The following is an 18,281-nucleotide window of genomic DNA, read 5'->3' as shown; positions in this document are numbered from 1 at the left end:
ATCAACCGACGATTTCCAGGGCCGGCTGCTGGTTCGATCCAGACGTCAGATATTCCACCAACTCATCCAGCGGCAACGGTCGGCTGATCAGATAACCCTGCACCTGATCGCAGCCGAACCCGCGCAACAACTCCAGTTGCTCCGGCGTCTCGACGCCCTCGGCGACCACTTCCAGATGCAGGTTGTGCGCGAGGTTGATCATCGCGTGCACCAGTTTGCGGTTCTCTTCGCGCTGTTCCATGCCGCCGACAAAACTCTTGTCGATCTTCAGCAAGGTGATGGGCAGGCTGTTGAGGTGCACGAACGACGAAAACCCGGTGCCGAAATCGTCCAGGGAGAAGCGCACACCGAGGCGGCCGAGCGCATCCATGGTCTGTTTGACCAGATCGCTGCGCCGCATTACCGCGGTTTCGGTCAGTTCGAATTCCAGCCACTGCGCCTCGACGCCGCGCTCGGCAATCAGACGGCTGAGTGTCGGCAGCAACTGGCTGTCCTGAAACTGTCGGAACGACAGGTTGATCGCCATGTGCAGCGCCGGCAGACCCTGCTCGCGCAAAGCCTGCATATCGCGCAAGGCGCGAGAAATCACCCAGTAACCCAATGGCACGATCAGACCGCTCTGCTCGGCCAGCGGGACGAACTCGCTCGGTGGCAACAGACCGCGCTCGCCATGACGCCAGCGCACCAGCGCTTCGAGGCCGACAATCTGGCCGTCTTCAAGATTCAGGCGTGGCTGGTAATGCAGTTCCAGCTCATCGCGGCGCAAAGCCCGGCGCAGTTCGCTTTCGAGGTCGGCCATGCTTCGTGCGTTGCGATTGATGCGTTCGTTGAAGATATGAAAGGTGCAGCCCTGTGTGCTCTTGGCCTGCTGCATGGCGATGTGCGCGTGCCACATCAGTGGATCGGCACCGCCATTGGCGCGGGCATGGGCGATGCCAAGGCTGGAGCCGATCAGCAGGCTCTCGCCGTCGACCCAATAAGGTTCGGCCAACGCCTCAGTGATGCGTTCGGCCATCCACTCGGCGCGTTGCGGCGCGCGGCGGGTATCGATCAGCAGAGCGAATTCATCGCTGCCCAGCCGTGCCAGTTGATCGCCGGCCTCCAGCTGACTTTTCAGCCGCGCGACGACTTGCAGGATCAAGCGATCGCCGGCCTGATGCCCGAGGGCGTCGTTGGCATGGCGAAAATTGTCGAGATCAAGATGGCCGAGGGCGAGACCGCGCCCGTCGCCCTCGGCAAGACGCGCAGTAAGCAGGGTCTGAAAGCCCTGGCGATTGGCGATGCCAGTCAGCGGGTCCTGTTCGGCGAGGCGCTGAAGAGTGTTTTCCAGCACGCCGCGCTCGCGCACATGGCGCAGGCAGCGCTGGAGCATGCCGGCGTCGAGAGCGTCGAACACCAGCCAGTCGCTGACACCGACCGGCGCAGTGGCCGGTTCGTGCTCCAGCAGCAGAACGGTCGGCAGGCTGCAACGCCCGGGCGGCGGTTGCAACGCTGGCAGGGTCAGCAGTACCGCGTGGCGGTTGTCCTCGAACAGGCGGCTGACCGAATCCCAGTTCGGCGCACTGATCAGCACCGCCGCGCTCCCCATCGGAGCCAGACACTCACGCAACAACGCTGTCCACGCTGGCTCTTCGGCCAGTAGCAGCAAACGCAAGGGTTCGACAGGCGTAGACAAGCTGACTCCCTAGACTCTGCAATGATGTAGGCGGGGCATTATGCCGGTGTGCTGAACAATGACCAATGCGTTGTCTGATGACAACGGCATCGAAACGTTATTTTGTGTCACGAATGAGAACATTAGCCGCAAAATCCCCGCGTATCCTGCGTGAAAGTAACAAAACCGGCAAATTTGAATCGCGTGTTGCGTCACAAGTCGGACAGAGCAGCACAAATCGCTGAGCCTGTTAAAATGCCGGCCCATTTCGTCAACGACTCCCGAATTTTCGTATGTCCCGACTCAATCCCCGGCAGCAAGAAGCCGTGAACTACGTCGGCGGCCCTCTATTGGTGCTCGCCGGTGCTGGCTCCGGCAAGACCAGCGTGATCACGCGCAAGATCGCGCACCTGATCCAGAACTGCGGCATCCGCGCCCAGTACATCGTCGCCATGACCTTTACCAACAAGGCCGCGCGCGAAATGAAAGAGCGGGTCGGCACCCTGTTGCGTGCCGGCGAAGGGCGCGGCCTGACCGTCTGCACCTTCCACAACCTGGGCCTGAACATCATCCGCAAGGAACATGCGCGGCTGGGCTACAAACCCGGTTTCTCGATCTTCGACGAGACCGACGTCAAAGCCCTGATGACCGACATCATGCAGAAGGAATACGCGGGCGACGACGGCGTCGACGAGATCAAGAACATGATCGGCGCCTGGAAAAACGATCTGATCCTGCCCGCCCAGGCCCTGGAAAACGCGCGCAATCCCAAGGAACAGACCGCCGCGATCGTCTACACCCACTACCAGCGCACGCTCAAGGCGTTCAACGCGGTGGACTTCGATGACCTGATCCTGCTGCCGGTAAAGCTCTTCGAAGAACACGCCGACATTCTCGAAAAGTGGCAGAACAAGGTGCGGTACCTGCTCGTCGACGAATACCAGGACACCAACGCCAGCCAGTATCTGTTGGTGAAGATGCTCATCGGCAAGCGCAACCAGTTCACCGTGGTCGGCGACGACGACCAGTCGATCTATGCCTGGCGTGGCGCGCGCCCGGAAAACCTGATGCTGCTCAAGGACGACTATCCGTCCTTGAAAGTGGTGATGCTGGAGCAGAACTACCGCTCCACCAGCCGCATCCTGCGCTGCGCCAACGTGCTGATCTCGAACAACCCGCACGAATTCGAAAAACAGCTGTGGAGCGAGATGGGCCACGGCGACGAGATCCGCGTGATCCGCTGCCGCAACGAGGACGCCGAAGCCGAGCGCGTGGCGATGGAAATCCTCAGCCTGCATTTGCGCACCGACCGCCCGTACAGCGATTTTGCGATTCTCTATCGCGGTAACTACCAGGCCAAGCTGATCGAATTGAAGCTGCAACACCACCAGGTGCCGTATCGCCTGAGCGGCGGCAACAGCTTCTTCGGTCGTCAGGAAGTGAAGGACCTGATGGCCTACTTCCGCCTGATCGTCAATCCGGATGACGACAACGCCTTCCTGCGCGTGATCAACGTGCCACGCCGCGAGATCGGCTCGACCACCCTGGAAAAGCTCGGTAACTACGCTACCGAACGCAAGATCTCGATGTACGCCGCCACCGACGAAATTGGCCTGGGCGAACATCTCGACAGCCGCTTCACCGATCGCCTGGCGCGCTTCAAGCGCTTCATGGACAAGGTCCGCGAGCAGTGCGCCGGCGAAGATCCGATTTCGGCGCTGCGCAGCATGGTCATGGACATCGACTACGAGAACTGGCTGCGCACCAACAGCTCCAGCGACAAGGCGGCGGACTACCGCATGGGCAACGTCTGGTTCCTGATCGAGGCGTTGAAAAACACCCTCGAGAAAGACGAAGACGGCGAAATGACCGTCGAAGACGCCATCGGCAAACTGGTGCTGCGTGACATGCTCGAGCGCCAGCAGGAAGAAGAGGACGGTGCCGAAGGTGTGCAGATGATGACGCTGCATGCGTCCAAAGGGCTGGAATTTCCCTACGTGTTCATCATGGGCATGGAAGAGGAAATCCTCCCGCACCGTTCCAGCATCGAAGCCGACACCATCGAAGAAGAACGTCGCCTGGCCTACGTGGGCATCACCCGCGCCCGCCAGACCCTGGCCTTCACCTTCGCAGCCAAGCGCAAGCAGTACGGCGAAATCATCGACTGCGCGCCGAGCCGCTTCCTCGATGAACTGCCGCCGGACGATCTGGCCTGGGAAGGCAACGACGACACCCCGACTGAAGTCAAAGCCGTGCGTGGTAATAGCGCATTGGCCGATATACGCGCGATGTTAAAGCGCTAGAATCGACTACTTTTTAATCTACCTTCGGCGCCCATCGCGCCAACAGAGGAAGCTGTTGTGGAAGCACTGCACAAAAAAATCCGCGAAGAAGGCATCGTGCTTTCCGATCAGGTCCTGAAAGTCGACGCTTTTCTGAACCACCAGATCGACCCGGCCCTGATGAAGCTGATCGGTGACGAATTCGCCGCGCTGTTCAAGGACTCCGGGATCACCAAGATCGTCACCATCGAGGCCTCAGGCATCGCCCCGGCGATCATGACCGGTCTGAACCTCGGCGTGCCGGTGATCTTCGCCCGCAAGCAACAGTCGCTGACCCTGACTGAAAACCTGCTCTCGGCGACCGTCTACTCGTTCACCAAGAAGACCGAAAGCACCGTGGCCATTTCCCCGCGCCACCTGACCAGCAGCGACCGCGTGCTGATCATCGACGATTTCCTGGCCAACGGTAAGGCCTCGCAAGCGCTGATCTCGATCATCAAACAGGCCGGCGCCACCGTCGCCGGTCTGGGCATCGTCATCGAAAAGTCGTTCCAGGGCGGCCGCGCCGAACTGGACTCGCAGGGCTACCGCGTTGAGTCGCTGGCCCGGGTGCAATCGCTGAAGGATGGCGTCGTTACCTTCATCGAGTAACCAGCGGCACCGAGTTTCCCCTGTGGGAGCGAGCCTGCTCGCGAATGCATTGTGTCAGTCACCCTGTTGAGTGAATGACACACCGCTTTCGCGAGCAGGCTCGCTCCCACAGTGGGTTCTGGTGTGGGCAGTTATTGCGCGGTAGCTTTGAGGCCTGTGAGCAGCAGGCGTTGGAAAAGGTCCTCCTTCAGGCCCTCCGGATTGGTCAGCTGCATCCGCTCAAGGTGTTCCGGGAACGTTGAGGCCTCCGGCGCATCCAGCGCTGCCTTGCCCAATTCCAGAATCTCAGTCAGCTTGAACTTGCTCTTCAGCCAGTTCAGCGCCCGCAGCAGATCCCGTTCGATCGCGGTGAAATCACAGCCCAGCGGATACTCCGGAAACAGGTTCGGATGTCGCGCGGCAATCGCCTGCAAGCGTTGCGGTGTGTTATCGGCAAACCGTGGATCGATACGGAAATCCTTTGGCAGCTTGCCGACTTTCTGCGCCTGTTCGATCAGTCCCGGCTGGAAGCGAGAATCGCTGATGTTGAGCAGCGCTTCGATCACCGCTGCGTCGGATTTTCCGCGCAGGTCGGCGATGCCGTACTCGGTGACGACGATGTCGCGCAGGTGCCGCGGGATCGTGCAGTGGCCGTAGTCCCAGACGATATTGGAACTGACCTCGCCGCCCGATTCGCGCCAGCTGCGCAGGATCAACATCGATCGCGCGCCCTCCAGCGCATGGCCCTGAGCAACAAAGTTGTACTGGCCGCCAACCCCGCTGAGCACGCGTCCGTCTGCCAATTGATCAGCCACGCCGGCGCCGAGCAGAGTCATGGTGAACACGGTGTTGATGAAGCGCGCATCGATGCGCTGCAAGCGCTTGAGCTCTTCCTGGCCGTACAGCTCGTTGATGTAGCTGATACGGGTCATGTTGAATTCCAGCAGCTTGCTTTGCGGCAACTCGCGCAGCCGTTCATAAAAGCTGCGCGGGCCGAGGAAGAAGCCGCCGTGGACGCAGATACCGTCAGGCTGTGCCGCTTCATCTAGGCTGCCGGCGTTGGCCTGCTCTTGGGTCGGCACATCCGGATAGACCTTGCGCCGGATGATCCCGGCATCCGCCAAAACCAGCAGCCCGTTGACGAACATCTCGCTGCAACCGTAGAGGCCTTTGGCAAATGGCGCGGTGCCGCCCTCGCGCTGAATCAATTGCGCCCATTGGCTGAGGTTGATGTCATCGAGCACCGCCTGATAGCCGGCGTTATCGGCCTGCCGCGCGAGTAGCGCAGCAGTCAACGCATCCCCCATCGAGCCGATACCAATTTGCAATGTACCGCCATCGCGCACCAGCGCACTGGCGTGCAAACCAATGAAATGATCCTGAAAGCCCACCGGCATATTCGGCGTGGAAAACAGCGTGCTGCTGTCCTTTTCGTCGATCAGCAGATCAAACGTGTCGATATCGACTTCCGCATCGCCGGGCATGTACGGCAGATCCGTATGGACCTGGCCGACCAGCACAATGGTCTCCCCCGCTTCGCGGCGCTTGGCGATCATCGGCAGCAGGTCGAGGGTGATGTCCGGGTTGCAGCTCAGGCTCAGACGATCGGGATGCTCACTGTTGCTGGCCAGCAGTTGCGCCACAAGGTTCAGGCCCGCCGCATTGATGTCGCGGGCAGCATGGCTGTAATTGCTGCTGACGTAATCCTGCTGCGCCGGCGCGCTGTTGAGCAGACTGCCCGGCTGCATGAAGAACTGTTGGATTCGGATGTTGGCGGGCAGGCTGTCATGCTGGAGATCGGCGAGAAAATCAAACTCCGGATAATCACCAAACACGCGTTCGACGAAAGGCTCGATAAAGCGCTTCTGCAACCCATCGCCCAGATTCGGCCGACCGAGGCACAGCGCGGTATAGATCGTCAGCTGCCGCTCGGGCAGGTCCTTGATGCGCCGGTATAGCGCGTTAACGAAGTGATTCGGCTTGCCCAACCCCAGCGGCAGGCCCATGTGGATGTGCGCAGGCAAACGCGCCAGCACGTCGTCCACCGCCTGTTCGATCGAACACAACTGCACCATCTGAAGCCTCCCGCCCGTTCTATTGATAGGGGTAGACCGAGATTGCCTTGAGTTTGCTGCAAAGGACAGTGTTTGGTTTGGAGGGATCAGGGCCTGAATGAATCGGAAACCAGAAACCACAGACACAAAAAAACCGTCCGAAGACGGTTTTTTTTCAAAGCCGGCGCTGATTACAGACCGGACATCTCTTTGATCGCGCCCTTGAGCTCTTCATCGGAGCAATCGGCGCAGGTGCCTTTTGGCGGCATGGCGTTGATGCCGGTGATGGCCTTGGCGAGGATGCCGTCCAGACCACCCTGATGATCGGCCCGCTCCTTCCAGGCTGCCTTGTCGCCGATCTTCGGCGCGCCGAGCAGGCCCGTGCCGTGACAAGCGTTGCAGTGCTTGGCGATCACGTCTTTAGGGGCCTTTGCTCCGCCGCCACCGCCTGCGGTCGCAGCCACCTCCATGCCTTTGCATTCCTGCCCTTGAACACACACCTGGCCGACGGGCTCGAGGCGCTTGGCGATGTCGTCATTTGTCGCAGCTTGAGCGCTGACAGCCCAGAGGGCCAGTACGGTTGCTGGTGCGGCCAGCATTTTCATAATTAGGTTCACGCGTTCACCCTCAATGGTGGCTATTCACGCCTGCGGCCACGGTTCGCAGGCGGGCGCAAGTATAGCGGGTAGGCCGCTGTACTGAAACAACCCCATGGTTAGAGGGGTCTTGTTGCCCATCGGTAAAACGGTTCTGGGGCCTTTGCCGTATTGGCTTGGCGCCTTCTGCTTAGAAATTCGCCGGCGTGGCTGCGCTGATTAGTCGCGCCGGCACGTCGAACGGGTTACGGAAACGATGCGGCTTGGTACTTTCAAAATAGTAGCTGTCGCCGGCTTCGAGGATAAAAGTTTCCAGACCCACCACCAGTTCGAGGCGGCCTTCGACCAGAATTCCGGTTTCCTCGCCCTCGTGGGTGAGCATTTCTTCGCCAGTGTCGGCGCCCGGCGGATAGATTTCGTTGAGGAAGGCGATGGCGCGGCTCGGGTGGGCGCGGCCCACCAGTTTCATGGTCACGGCGCCGTCGGAGATGTCGATCAGCTCATTGGCCTTGTAGACGATCTGGGTCGGCTGGTCCTGCAGGATCTCTTCGGAAAAGAACTCGACCATCGACATGGGAATGCCGCCGAGCACCTTTCTCAGCGAACTGATCGATGGGCTGACGCTGTTCTTTTCGATCATCGAAATGGTGCTGTTGGTGACGCCCGCGCGTTTGGCGAGTTCACGCTGGGAAAGCCCTTTGAGCTTGCGGATCGATTGCAGTCGTTCACCGACGTCCAAGGCGGGAGCCTCCTGATGTTGTAAGAATATTGAGCGTTATCATGGCGACAGCGTTCAGTATTTACAACACTTGGCCCCCGCAGCGGCGTCAACCCTCGGAATAGAGCCTTGGCACACGTTTCAGGTTGCAGAAGATCTGATACGGGATGGTATCGGCCCACTTCGCCACATCGCTGGCGAGGATGTTTTTGCCCCACAGTTCGACGTTGGAACCGAGGCCCGCTTCCGGTATGTCGGTCAGGTCGATGCAGAGCATGTCCATCGACACACGCCCCAGCAGGCGGCTGAGTTTGCCGGCCACCAGCACCGGCGTGCCGGTCGGCGCCTGACGCGGGTAACCGTCGGCGTAACCCATGGCGACCACGCCGATGCGCATCGGCTTGTCGGTGATGAATCTGGCGCCATAACCGATCGGTTCGCCGGCCGGCAATTCACGCACGCTGATGACTTTCGATTCGAGGGTCATCACCGGTTGCAGGCGTTCGGCCACGGCGTTGACTTCTTCGAAGGGGGTCGCGCCGTAGAGCATGATGCCCGGGCGTACCCAGTCGCTTTGGATTTCTGGCCAACCGAGCACGGCTGGCGAGTTGCGCAGGCTGACTTCCGCCGCCAGACCCTGACGCGCCGCTTCGAACACCGCGACCTGCTCGGCGCTGCTTTGCGCATGCAGTTCATCAGCGCGGGCGAAGTGGCTCATCAACACGATTTTCGCGACTTTGCCGCTGGCCAGCAGACGTTGATAGGCCGCCGGATAATCTTTCGGATGCAGGCCGACGCGATGCATGCCGGAATCGAGCTTGAGCCACACCGTGATCGGTTTGCTCAGGACTGCCTGTTCGATCGCTTCGAGCTGCCACAGCGAATGCACCACGCACCAGAAATCATGCTCGACGATCAACGCCAGCTCGTCAGCTTCGAAGAAGCCTTCCAGCAGCAATACCGGTGCGCGAATCCCGGCGGAACGCAGCTCCAGTGCTTCTTCAATGCAGGCCACCGCAAACCCGTCAGCCTCGGCTTCCAGCGCCTGGGCGCAACGTACCGCGCCATGGCCGTAGGCGTCCGCCTTGATCACGGCGAGCGCCTTGGCGCCGGTGACTTCGCGGGCAATTCGGTAGTTGTGGCGCAGGGCTTGAAGGTCGATCAGGGCACGGGCAGGACGCATGGCGGCAGACTTCTGGGCGGTCATGGGAAGAAAAACCGGCGCTGACTGACGACGCGAACCGTCAACAGCACCGGGAGAGGGATCTGTAAAACGTTATGGCAGCGCGGCGACGATGGATATCTCCACCAGAATGCTTGGCTTGGCCATCTTCGCTTCGACGGTGGCACGGGCCGGTGCGGCGCCTTTTGGCAGCCACTGGTCCCACACCGCGTTCATCCCGGCGAAGTGCGCTTCAATGTCGTTCAGGTAGATCGTCGCCGACAACAGATGCTGCTTGTCCGTCCCGGCCAGATCGAGCAGGCGCTCGATATTGGCGAGCACCTCGCGGGTCTGCTGTTCAATTCCGGCGTCAAAGTCGTCGCCGACCTGCCCGGCCAGATACACGGTGCCGTTGTGGCTGACGATCTGACTCATGCGCTCATTGGTGAGCTGGCGCTGGATTGACATGTTTTGCGGACTCCTGGGTCTGGTTGCCGTAACGGGAAATATCGAGGCCTTCGGCGCTGATCTGCGGCTTTTTCTTCGCCATCAGGTCGGCGAGCAAACGGCCGGAACCGCAAGCCATGGTCCAGCCGAGCGTACCGTGACCGGTGTTGAGGAACAGGTTCTTGAACGGCGTGGCGCCAACGATCGGCGTACCGTCCGGCGTGGTCGGACGCAGGCCGGTCCAGAAACTCGCTTCGGCCAGATTGCCGCCCTGAGGATAAAGGTCGTTGACGATCATCTCCAGGGTTTCGCGCCGACGCGGGTTCAGCGACAGGTCAAAACCGGCGATCTCGGCCATGCCGCCGACGCGGATGCGGTTGTCGAAGCGGGTGATCGCGACCTTGTAGGTCTCGTCGAGAATGGTCGAGGTCGGCGCCATGTCCGGATTGGTGATCGGCACGGTCAGCGAGTAGCCCTTGAGCGGATACACCGGGGCCTTGATGCCCAGCGGCTTGAGCAACTGCGGCGAGTAGCTGCCCAGCGCCAGTACGTAGCGATCCGCAGTTTCCAGCTTGCCGTCGATCCACACACCGTTGATGCGGTCACCGGCGTAATCGAGCCTCTGGATGTCCTGGCCGAAACGGAATTCCACACCGAGCTTGCGCGCCATTTCGGCGAGACGGGTGGTGAAGATCTGGCAGTCGCCGGTCTGGTCATTGGGCAGACGCAGCGCGCCAGCGAGAATGTCAGTTACGCCTGCCAGAGCCGGTTCGACGCGGGCAATGCCGGCGCGGTCGAGGACTTCAAAGGGCACGCCGGATTCTTTCAGCACGGCGATGTCTTTGGCGGCGTTATCCAGTTGCGCCTGGGTGCGGAACAACTGCGTGGTGCCGAGGCTGCGGCCTTCGTAGGCGATACCGGTTTCGGCGCGCAATTCATCGAGGCAGTCGCGGCTGTACTCGGACAGACGCACCATGCGCTCCTTGTTCACCGCGTAACGGCTGGCGGTGCAGTTGCGCAGCATTTGCGCCATCCACAGGTATTGGTCGATATCAGCGGTGGCCTTGATCGCCAATGGCGCATGGCGTTGCAGCAACCACTTGATGGCCTTGAGCGGCACGCCCGGCGCGGCCCAGGGCGAGGCGTAACCCGGCGAGACCTGGCCGGCGTTGGCGAAACTGGTCTCCATGGCCGCAGCAGGCTGCCGGTCGACCACCACCACTTCAAACCCGGCACGGGCCAGATAGTAAGCACTGGCGGTACCGATGACGCCGCTACCCAAGACCATGACGCGCATTTTCAATCCCTCATCGCGGCTTTTCGCCGAACTGTTTGTTAGAGCAATGATGGGCGCAGTGTAAAAAAGAAATGCCAGTGCTTTTCACTATATAAGCGCCTATATTTGGCGACAATTCTCGGCAAAAACCCTTTTCACGGAGGCGCATCCCCTATGCGTACCAACACTCAGACCAAACGTGAGCTGGACAAGATCGACCGCAACATCCTGCGCATCCTCCAGGCGGACGGGCGGATTTCCTTTACCGAACTCGGGGAAAAGGTCGGTCTCTCGACCACGCCCTGCACCGAGCGCGTGCGGCGCCTGGAGCGCGAGGGGATCATCATGGGCTACAACGCCCGGCTCAATCCGCAGCACTTGAAGGGTAGCTTGCTGGTGTTTGTCGAGATCAGCCTCGACTACAAATCCGGCGACACATTCGAAGAATTCAGACGCGCGGTGCTGAAGCTGCCGCATGTGCTGGAGTGTCATTTGGTGTCAGGGGATTTCGATTATCTGGTGAAAGCGCGGATTTCCGAGATGGCCTCGTACCGCAAACTGCTCGGCGACATTCTGTTGAAGCTGCCACATGTGCGTGAATCGAAGAGCTATATCGTCATGGAAGAGGTGAAAGAGAGCCTTTGCCTGCCGATTCCGGACTGAAATCGGCGGCGTCCCCTTCGCGAGCAGGCTCGCTCCCACATTTGAAATGCAATCTCCTGTGGGAGCGAGCCTGCTCGCGAAGAAGTCGACTCGGTCTGAACTGAACGCAACGGCTAAACCAACACCTGCCGATTCGCCGCCATGTACTCGAAAATCTGCTTCTCGACCCGTGGATGTATCAACTCCACCGGCCGCCGCTCGTTCGGGCACGGCAGGGTCTTGGTCGTACCAAACAATCGACAGATCAGCGGCCGCTCTTCATACACCGTGCAGCCATTCGGCCCCAGGTGCACACAGTTGAGTTCTTCCAGCGCGGCATCCTGCTCGGCGCGGGATTTGCGCGGCAGCCGGGCCATTTCCTCGGGCGACGTGGTCACCGGGCCGCAGCAGTCGTGGCAGCCCGGCACGCAGTCGAACGTGGGGATCTGCTGACGCAGGGTGCGGATTTTCTGACTGTTGCAGCTCATCGAAACGGTGACCAAAGTGGCGGGCTGATGATTGTGCCGCAAAAGTCCGGATCCAGACACCGCAGGCCGACCGATGTTGCCCACGTTCGGGCGCGCGGCTTATGCTCCGTCAAATTTTCTCGACACTCAGCCGTTGGATGATGCCCATGACCGCCCGCGCCCCGACCACCGCGAGCCAACCCCACGTTGCCTCTTATTACGCCGCCAGCAGCCTGCAGCAGCCTGACCATCCCGTGCTGCAAGGCGAGGTGGTGGCGGATGTCTGCGTGGTCGGCGGTGGCTTTTCCGGGTTGAACACGGCGCTGGAACTGGCCGAACGCGGTTTCAGCGTAGTGTTGCTGGAAGCGCACCGGATCGGCTGGGGCGCCAGCGGTCGCAACGGCGGGCAGTTGATTCGCGGTGTCGGTCACGGCCTTGACCAGTTCGCCAATGTCATCGGTGCCGAGGGCGTGCGCGAGATGAAACTCATGGGCCTGGAAGCGGTGGAGATTGTCCGCCGGCGCGTCGAGCGTTTCGGCATTGCCTGCGACCTGACCTGGGGCTACTGCGATCTTGCCAACAAACCTTCCGATCTCGACGGTTTCGCCGAAGATGCCGAAGAACTCCGCAGCCTGGGTTATCGCTACGAAACCCGTCTGTTGCAGGCCAGTGAAATGCACACTGTGGTCGGCTCCAAACGCTATGTCGGCGGCTTGATCGACATGGGCTCCGGGCATCTGCACCCGCTGAATCTGGCGCTGGGCGAAGCGGCAGCGGCGCAGCAACTGGGCGTGCAATTGTTCGAGCAATCGGCAGTGACGCGCATCGATTACGGCCCCGAAGTGAAGGTGCACACGGCGCAGGGCTCGGTGCGGGCGAAGACCCTGGTGCTGGGCTGCAATGCCTATCTCAATGACTTGAACCCGCAACTGAGCGGCAAGGTCCTGCCCGCCGGCAGCTACATCATCGCCACCGAACCGCTGAGCGCAGAGCAGGCGCACAACCTGCTGCCGCAGAACATGGCGGTCTGCGACCAGCGGGTAGCGCTGGATTACTACCGGCTCTCGGCGGATCGACGTTTGCTGTTCGGCGGCGCGTGTCATTACTCGGGACGCGATCCGAAAGACATCGGCGCCTATATGCAGCCGAAGATGCTTGAAGTGTTTCCGCAACTGGCCGGGGTGAAAGTCGATTATCAGTGGGGCGGAATGATCGGCATCGGCGCCAACCGCCTGCCGCAGATTGGCCGGCTCGCCGAGCAGCCGAACGTGTATTTCGCCCAGGCCTACTCCGGGCATGGGGTGAATGCCACACACCTGGCCGGCAAGCTGCTTGCCGAAGCAATCAGCGCGCAGCACAGCGGTGGCTTTGATCTGTTCGCCAAGGTGCCGCACATCACCTTCCCGGGCGGCAAGCATTTGCGCTCGCCGTTGTTGGCGTTGGGGATGTTGTGGCATCGGCTGAAAGAGTTGGTCTGACGAATCAGGATCGTTCCCACGCAGAGCATGGGAACGCTCTGCGGTATTCATATCCGCCAGAACGGCTTCAACCCCTCCTCCCTTGCCTGCTCCCGCGTCAACCCGACATCCTTGAGCTGCTCCGGTGTCAGGCCGAGCAATGCCTTGCGCGTGTGCAGACGATGCCAGAAAAGATCCCAGCGACTGAGGCCGGACGGCGCGTTACGCAGCAGATTGCGCGCGTTGTCCTTTTGCCCTGCCGCCAGTTCCTGACTGTGTAACGTCAGCCGCACATCGCTCAAGCCGTTCATTTTCGTTGCTCCTGTTTACTTGGGTAGCCAGAGATTCCATGATGCGCGGGCGAGCAAGACCATTACAGACTCAAAGAACCAGTATTAACTCCATACAGATTTGCCGATTCATCGACTGAATGACTGATTTTTGCCGCATCTGTACTGGTTTTCACCAAGTCGCACCGAGGCCACCATGACTCTGTATGTAAACCTCGCCGAATTGCTCGGCACCCGCATCGAACAAGGCTTCTATCGTCCCGGCGACCGCTTGCCGTCGGTGCGTGCCTTGAGCGTCGAACACGGAGTCAGTCTGAGCACGGTGCAGCAGGCGTATCGCGTGCTAGAAGACAGCGGTCTGGCCACGCCAAAACCCAAGTCCGGCTATTTTGTCCCCGTCGGACGCGAGTTGCCGGAGCTGCCCGCAGTAGGCCGCCCCGCGCAACGGCCGGTAGAGATTTCGCAATGGGATCAGGTGCTGGAATTGATCCGCGCCGTACCGCGCAAGGACGTCGTGCAATTGGGACGTGGCATGCCCGATGTTGGCTCACCTACCATGAAGCCGCTGCTGCGCGGGCTGGCGCGAATCAGCCGCCGGCAGGACATGCCTGGTCTGTATTACGACAACATCCACGGCAACCTCGAACTGCGCGAACAGATCGCACGGCTGATGCTCGATTCCGGCTGTCAGTTGAGCGCCAGCGATCTGGTGATCACCACTGGCTGCCACGAAGCGCTGTCCACCAGCATCCATGCGATCTGCGAGCCGGGCGACATCGTCGCGGTGGACTCGCCGAGTTTTCACGGCGCCATGCAGACCCTCAAAGGCCTGGGCATGAAAGCCCTGGAAATCCCCACCGACCCGCTCACCGGGATCAGCCTCGACGCCCTGGAGCTGGCGCTGGAGCAGTGGCCGATCAAAGCCATTCAGCTCACCCCAAACTGCAACAACCCGCTCGGCTACGTCATGCCCGAGTCGCGCAAACGCGTGTTGTTGACGCTCGCCCAGCGTTTCGACGTGGCGATCATCGAAGATGATGTGTATGGCGAGCTGGCCTATACCTACCCGCGCCCGCGTACGATCAAATCCTTCGACGAAGACGGCCGCGTGTTGCTCTGCAGCTCGTTCTCCAAGACCCTGGCGCCAGGGCTGCGCATCGGCTGGGTGGCGCCGGGCCGATATCTGGAGCGAGTGCTGCACATGAAATACATCAGCACCGGCTCCACCGCGCCACAACCGCAGATCGCCATCGCCGAATTCATCAAGGCCGGCCATTTCGAGCCGCACTTGCGGCGTATGCGCATGCAGTACCAACGCAATCGTGACGCGATGATCGACTGGGTGACGCGCTATTTCCCGGCCGGCACCCGCGCCAGTCGCCCGCAGGGCAGCTTCATGCTCTGGGTGGAGCTGCCGGAAGGTTTCGACACGCTGAAACTGAATCGCGCGCTGCACGATCAGGGCGTACAGATTGCCGTCGGCAGCATCTTTTCCGCTTCGGGCAAGTACCGCAATTGTTTGCGGATGAACTACGCTGCCAAACCAACAGCGCAAATCGAAGAAGCGGTGCGCAAGGTCGGCGCTGCGGCAATCAAATTACTCGCTGAGACCGACTGACCTTTTTTGCGCGCCCGGCGTCCAAATTGCCGACCTCAGCCGCCAACCGGAACGACCCTACGTGAGCTTCAGACAGCCCTTACTCGCTTTACTGATACTCGCCTCGTTCCTCAGCGGCTGCGCCAGCCTTGATGTACCGCGCGAACCGAGCCAGGCTTTGCCAGCTTCGCAATCCAGCTTCGGCCGTTCGATCCAGGCGCAGGCCGCGCCCTACAAGGGGCAGTCAGGGTTTCGCCTGCTCTCCGACAGCGGCGAGGCGTTTACTGCCAGGGCCGAGCTGATTCGTCACGCCCAGGTCAGCCTCGATTTGCAGTACTACATCGTCCACGACGGCATCAGCACGCGGATGCTGGTGGAGGAAGTGTTGAAGGCGGCCGACCGTGGCGTGCGCGTGCGCATCCTGCTCGACGACACCACCAGCGACGGCCTCGACCAGATCATCGCGACCCTTGCGGCACATCCGCAGATCCAGATTCGTTTGTTCAATCCGTTGCACCTGGGACGCAGCACCGGCGTAACACGCGCGGCCGGGCGACTGTTCAATCTGTCCGTGCAGCACCGGCGCATGCACAACAAGTTGTGGCTGGCGGACAACAGCGCGGCCATCGTCGGCGGGCGCAATCTGGGCGATGAATATTTCGACGCCGAAGCCAACCTGAATTTCACCGACATCGACATGCTCAGCATCGGCCCGGTGGCCGAGCAGCTCGGACACAGTTTCGACCAGTACTGGAACAGCGCGCTGAGCAAGCCGATCGACGAATTCCTCTCCAACCAACCGACCGCCGTCGACCTGCAAAACACGCGCACGCGCCTGGAAGAATCGCTGGAAGAAACCCGCAAGCAGAACCACGCGCTCTATCAACAGTTGATGAAATTCACTACCGACCCGCGCATGGACATCTGGCGCAGAGAGCTGATCTGGGCCTGGAACCAGGCCTTGTGGGATGCGCCGAGCAAGGTCCTGGCCAAGGGCGAACCCGATCCGCATCTGCTGCTGACCACGCAACTGGCGCCGGAACTGACCGGCGTCAGCAAAGAGCTGATCATGATTTCCGCCTACTTCGTGCCGGGTCAGCCGGGGCTGGTTTACCTGACTGGGCGCGCCGATGCCGGGGTCTCCGTAAGTCTGCTGACCAATTCGCTGGAGGCTACCGACGTGCCGGCGGTGCATGGCGGTTACGCGCCCTATCGCAAGGCGTTGCTTGAACACGGGGTGAAACTCTATGAGTTGCGCCGCCAGCCTGGGGATAACTACGGCAGCGGGCCACGCGTGTTCTACAGCAAGTCGTTTCGCGGCTCGGATTCCAGCCTGCACAGCAAGGCGATGATCTTTGATCGACGCAAATCGTTTATCGGCTCGTTCAATTTCGACCCGCGCTCGGTGCTGTGGAACACCGAGGTCGGCGTCCTGGTGGACAGCCCGGAACTGGCCGAGCATGTGCGCGCACTGGCACTGCAAGGCATGGCGCCAACCTTGAGTTATCAGGCGAAACTCGAGGACGGCAAGGTCGTCTGGGTCACCGAGGACAACGGCCAGATGCATACCCTGACCAAGGAACCGGGGAGCTGGTGGCGGCGCTTCAACTCATGGTTCAGCACCAGCGTCGGCCTGGAGCGGATGCTGTAAAAAGCAAAGATCGCAGCCTTCGGCAGCTCCTACAGGGCAAACGCATTTCCAACTGTAGGAGCTGCCGGATGCTGCGATCTTTTGATCTCAAGCAGTCTGGATTTTGCCGAAGGCGCCCTGGCGCAACAACAGGATAACCAACCCGAAAGCCCCCGCCGCCATCAACAGTGGCAACGCATGCCCGTTGATCCACTGACTCCCCGCCCCCGCCGCCAATGGCCCGACCAGACAACCGACACCCCACAACTGGGCAATATGCGCATTGGCGCGCACCAGCGCATCGTCACGATAACGCTCGCCAATCAGAATCAGCGACAGGGTAAACAAGCCGCCAGCACTGGCGCCGAACAGCACCCACAGCGGCCAGATCAGCAGCGTGTCGATCAGCATCGGAATGGCCAGACTCGACAGCATCAACACCACAGCGCAACCAGCAAACAGCGTGCGCCGCGACAGGTAATCGGCCAATGCGCCGATCGGCAATTGCAGCAGCGCATCGCCGACCACCACGGTGCTGACCATGGCCAGCGCGATTTCGGCGGTGAACCCCTGTTGCAGGCAGTACACCGGCAGCAGCGTCAGGATCATCGCTTCGAACGCGGCGAACAATGACACCGCCCAGGCAATCGCCGGCAGCTCACGGGCGAAGCCCCACAGATCACCAAACGTGACGCTGTTGGCCTCGCTGCTCGGCGCGCCGCTGCGCCCCAGCAGCAGGAAAGGCGAGAGCGTCAGCAGACCGGCCCCGACCCAGAAACCGTAATCATGCTCGGTACCCAGCGCACCCAGCAGCAACGGACCGGACAGCTGGCTCAGCGCATAGCTGCTGCCATACAGCGCCACCAGACGCCCGCGCCACTGCTCGACCACCAGCTGATTAATCCAGCTCTCGCCGAGGATGAACACGATGGTCAGGATCACACCGATCAGCAACCGCAGCAGCAACCAGATCGGATAACTCGGCAGCAGCGCCAGCAGGCCGATCGACAATGCCCCGGCCCACAGGCACAGGCGCATCAGGTTCGCCGTGCCGAAATACGCGGCGAGATGGCTGGAAACCTTCGCCCCCAGCAGCACGCCTATTGCCGGCATGGCTGCCATCACACCGATGGCGAACGAGCCGTAGCCCCAGCCTTCCAGACGCAACGACACCAGCGGCATGCTGACCCCCAGGGCCAGGCCGACACTCAAGACAGACGCCAACACGGCGAAATACGTCGCCCACCGCATGTTCCACGCTCCTGTGGATATTTTTATATGCACCACAAAATCACTGTGGGAGCGAGCCCCTGTGGCGAGGGGATTTATCCCCGTTGGGTCGCGCAGCGGCCCCAAAACCTGCAACCACGATGTACCAG

General features: G+C 60.9%; 16 protein-coding genes. 6 read left to right on the top strand and 10 right to left on the bottom strand.

The window, feature by feature from the left end; genetic code table 11:
* Nucleotide 1: 1 nt before the first annotated feature.
* Nucleotides 2-1,675 (bottom strand): putative bifunctional diguanylate cyclase/phosphodiesterase, encoded by a 1,674-nt coding sequence (locus ASG55_RS25675; protein ID WP_056791613.1) that lies wholly within the window; start codon nt 1,673-1,675, stop codon nt 2-4.
* Between the two features lie 272 nt (nt 1,676-1,947).
* On the opposite strand from ASG55_RS25675, the gene rep reads away from it, so the two are divergent.
* Together rep and ASG55_RS25665 are read left to right on the top strand one after the other, a co-directional pair.
* Nucleotides 1,948-3,957 (top strand): DNA helicase Rep, encoded by a 2,010-nt coding sequence (gene rep / locus ASG55_RS25670; RefSeq protein WP_016772574.1) that lies wholly within the window; start codon nt 1,948-1,950, stop codon nt 3,955-3,957.
* Nucleotides 3,958-4,014: 57 nt separating this feature from the next.
* Entirely contained in the window at nt 4,015-4,587 is a 573-nt protein-coding gene (locus ASG55_RS25665) for a xanthine phosphoribosyltransferase (protein WP_016772573.1), read from the top strand.
* Nucleotides 4,588-4,718: 131 nt separating this feature from the next.
* Here ASG55_RS25665 and ASG55_RS25660 read toward each other — a convergent pair whose 3' ends face one another.
* The 6 genes from ASG55_RS25660 to dadA all read right to left on the bottom strand — a co-directional run bounded on the left by ASG55_RS25660 (nt 4,719) and on the right by dadA (nt 10,840).
* A complete protein-coding gene (locus tag ASG55_RS25660; RefSeq protein ID WP_056791610.1) occupies nt 4,719-6,641 on the bottom strand; it encodes an acetyl-CoA hydrolase/transferase C-terminal domain-containing protein in 1,923 nt (640 codons plus the stop codon).
* A gap of 170 nt (nt 6,642-6,811) precedes the next feature.
* On the bottom strand, nt 6,812-7,225 hold the full coding sequence (locus ASG55_RS25655) for a c-type cytochrome (RefSeq protein WP_039757383.1): 414 nt from the start codon (nt 7,223-7,225) through the stop codon (nt 6,812-6,814).
* A 181-nt stretch (nt 7,226-7,406) separates the two neighbouring features.
* Complete coding sequence (locus tag ASG55_RS25650) at nt 7,407-7,955, bottom strand: cupin domain-containing protein (protein WP_016772566.1); 549 nt, start codon at nt 7,953-7,955, stop codon at nt 7,407-7,409.
* An 88-nt stretch (nt 7,956-8,043) separates the two neighbouring features.
* Nucleotides 8,044-9,117, bottom strand: coding sequence for an alanine racemase (gene alr, locus ASG55_RS25645; RefSeq protein WP_056791718.1), 1,074 nt, complete (start codon nt 9,115-9,117; stop codon nt 8,044-8,046).
* Between the two features lie 93 nt (nt 9,118-9,210).
* Nucleotides 9,211-9,564, bottom strand: coding sequence for a RidA family protein (locus ASG55_RS25640; RefSeq protein WP_041476645.1), 354 nt, complete (start codon nt 9,562-9,564; stop codon nt 9,211-9,213).
* On the bottom strand, nt 9,536-10,840 hold the full coding sequence (dadA, locus tag ASG55_RS25635) for a D-amino acid dehydrogenase (protein ID WP_056791607.1): 1,305 nt from the start codon (nt 10,838-10,840) through the stop codon (nt 9,536-9,538). Before dadA ends, ASG55_RS25640 begins: the two co-directional genes overlap by 29 nt.
* A 153-nt stretch (nt 10,841-10,993) precedes the next feature.
* On the opposite strand from dadA, the gene ASG55_RS25630 reads away from it, so the two are divergent.
* Nucleotides 10,994-11,482 (top strand): Lrp/AsnC ligand binding domain-containing protein, encoded by a 489-nt coding sequence (locus ASG55_RS25630; RefSeq protein ID WP_010465173.1) that lies wholly within the window; start codon nt 10,994-10,996, stop codon nt 11,480-11,482.
* 113 nt (nt 11,483-11,595) lie between these two features.
* Here ASG55_RS25630 and ASG55_RS25625 read toward each other — a convergent pair whose 3' ends face one another.
* Complete coding sequence (locus ASG55_RS25625; RefSeq protein WP_041476668.1) at nt 11,596-11,949, bottom strand: YkgJ family cysteine cluster protein; 354 nt, start codon at nt 11,947-11,949, stop codon at nt 11,596-11,598.
* A 146-nt stretch (nt 11,950-12,095) separates the two neighbouring features.
* Between ASG55_RS25625 and ASG55_RS25620 the strand changes: the two genes are divergently transcribed.
* Nucleotides 12,096-13,406: an NAD(P)/FAD-dependent oxidoreductase gene (locus ASG55_RS25620; RefSeq protein WP_056791604.1), complete on the top strand. Its 1,311-nt coding sequence runs from the start codon at nt 12,096-12,098 to the stop codon at nt 13,404-13,406.
* Between the two features lie 47 nt (nt 13,407-13,453).
* Here the strand turns inward: ASG55_RS25620 and ASG55_RS25615 are convergent, their stop codons facing one another.
* Nucleotides 13,454-13,696: a DUF1127 domain-containing protein gene (locus tag ASG55_RS25615; protein ID WP_041476642.1), complete on the bottom strand. Its 243-nt coding sequence runs from the start codon at nt 13,694-13,696 to the stop codon at nt 13,454-13,456.
* 175 nt (nt 13,697-13,871) lie between these two features.
* On the opposite strand from ASG55_RS25615, the gene ASG55_RS25610 reads away from it, so the two are divergent.
* A complete protein-coding gene (locus ASG55_RS25610) occupies nt 13,872-15,293 on the top strand; it encodes an aminotransferase-like domain-containing protein (RefSeq protein WP_056791601.1) in 1,422 nt (473 codons plus the stop codon).
* 61 nt (nt 15,294-15,354) lie between these two features.
* Entirely contained in the window at nt 15,355-16,923 is a 1,569-nt protein-coding gene (locus ASG55_RS25605; protein ID WP_056791599.1) for a phospholipase D family protein, read from the top strand.
* A gap of 87 nt (nt 16,924-17,010) precedes the next feature.
* Here ASG55_RS25605 and ASG55_RS25600 read toward each other — a convergent pair whose 3' ends face one another.
* Nucleotides 17,011-18,153, bottom strand: coding sequence for an MFS transporter (locus ASG55_RS25600; RefSeq protein ID WP_056791596.1), 1,143 nt, complete (start codon nt 18,151-18,153; stop codon nt 17,011-17,013).
* Nucleotides 18,154-18,281: the final 128 nt, after the last annotated feature.

The organism is Pseudomonas sp. Leaf434 (assembly GCF_001425545.1).
Taxonomy (GTDB): Bacteria; Pseudomonadota; Gammaproteobacteria; order Pseudomonadales; family Pseudomonadaceae; genus Aquipseudomonas; species Aquipseudomonas siliginis.
This window is presented reverse-complemented; position numbering and strand designations above follow the sequence as displayed.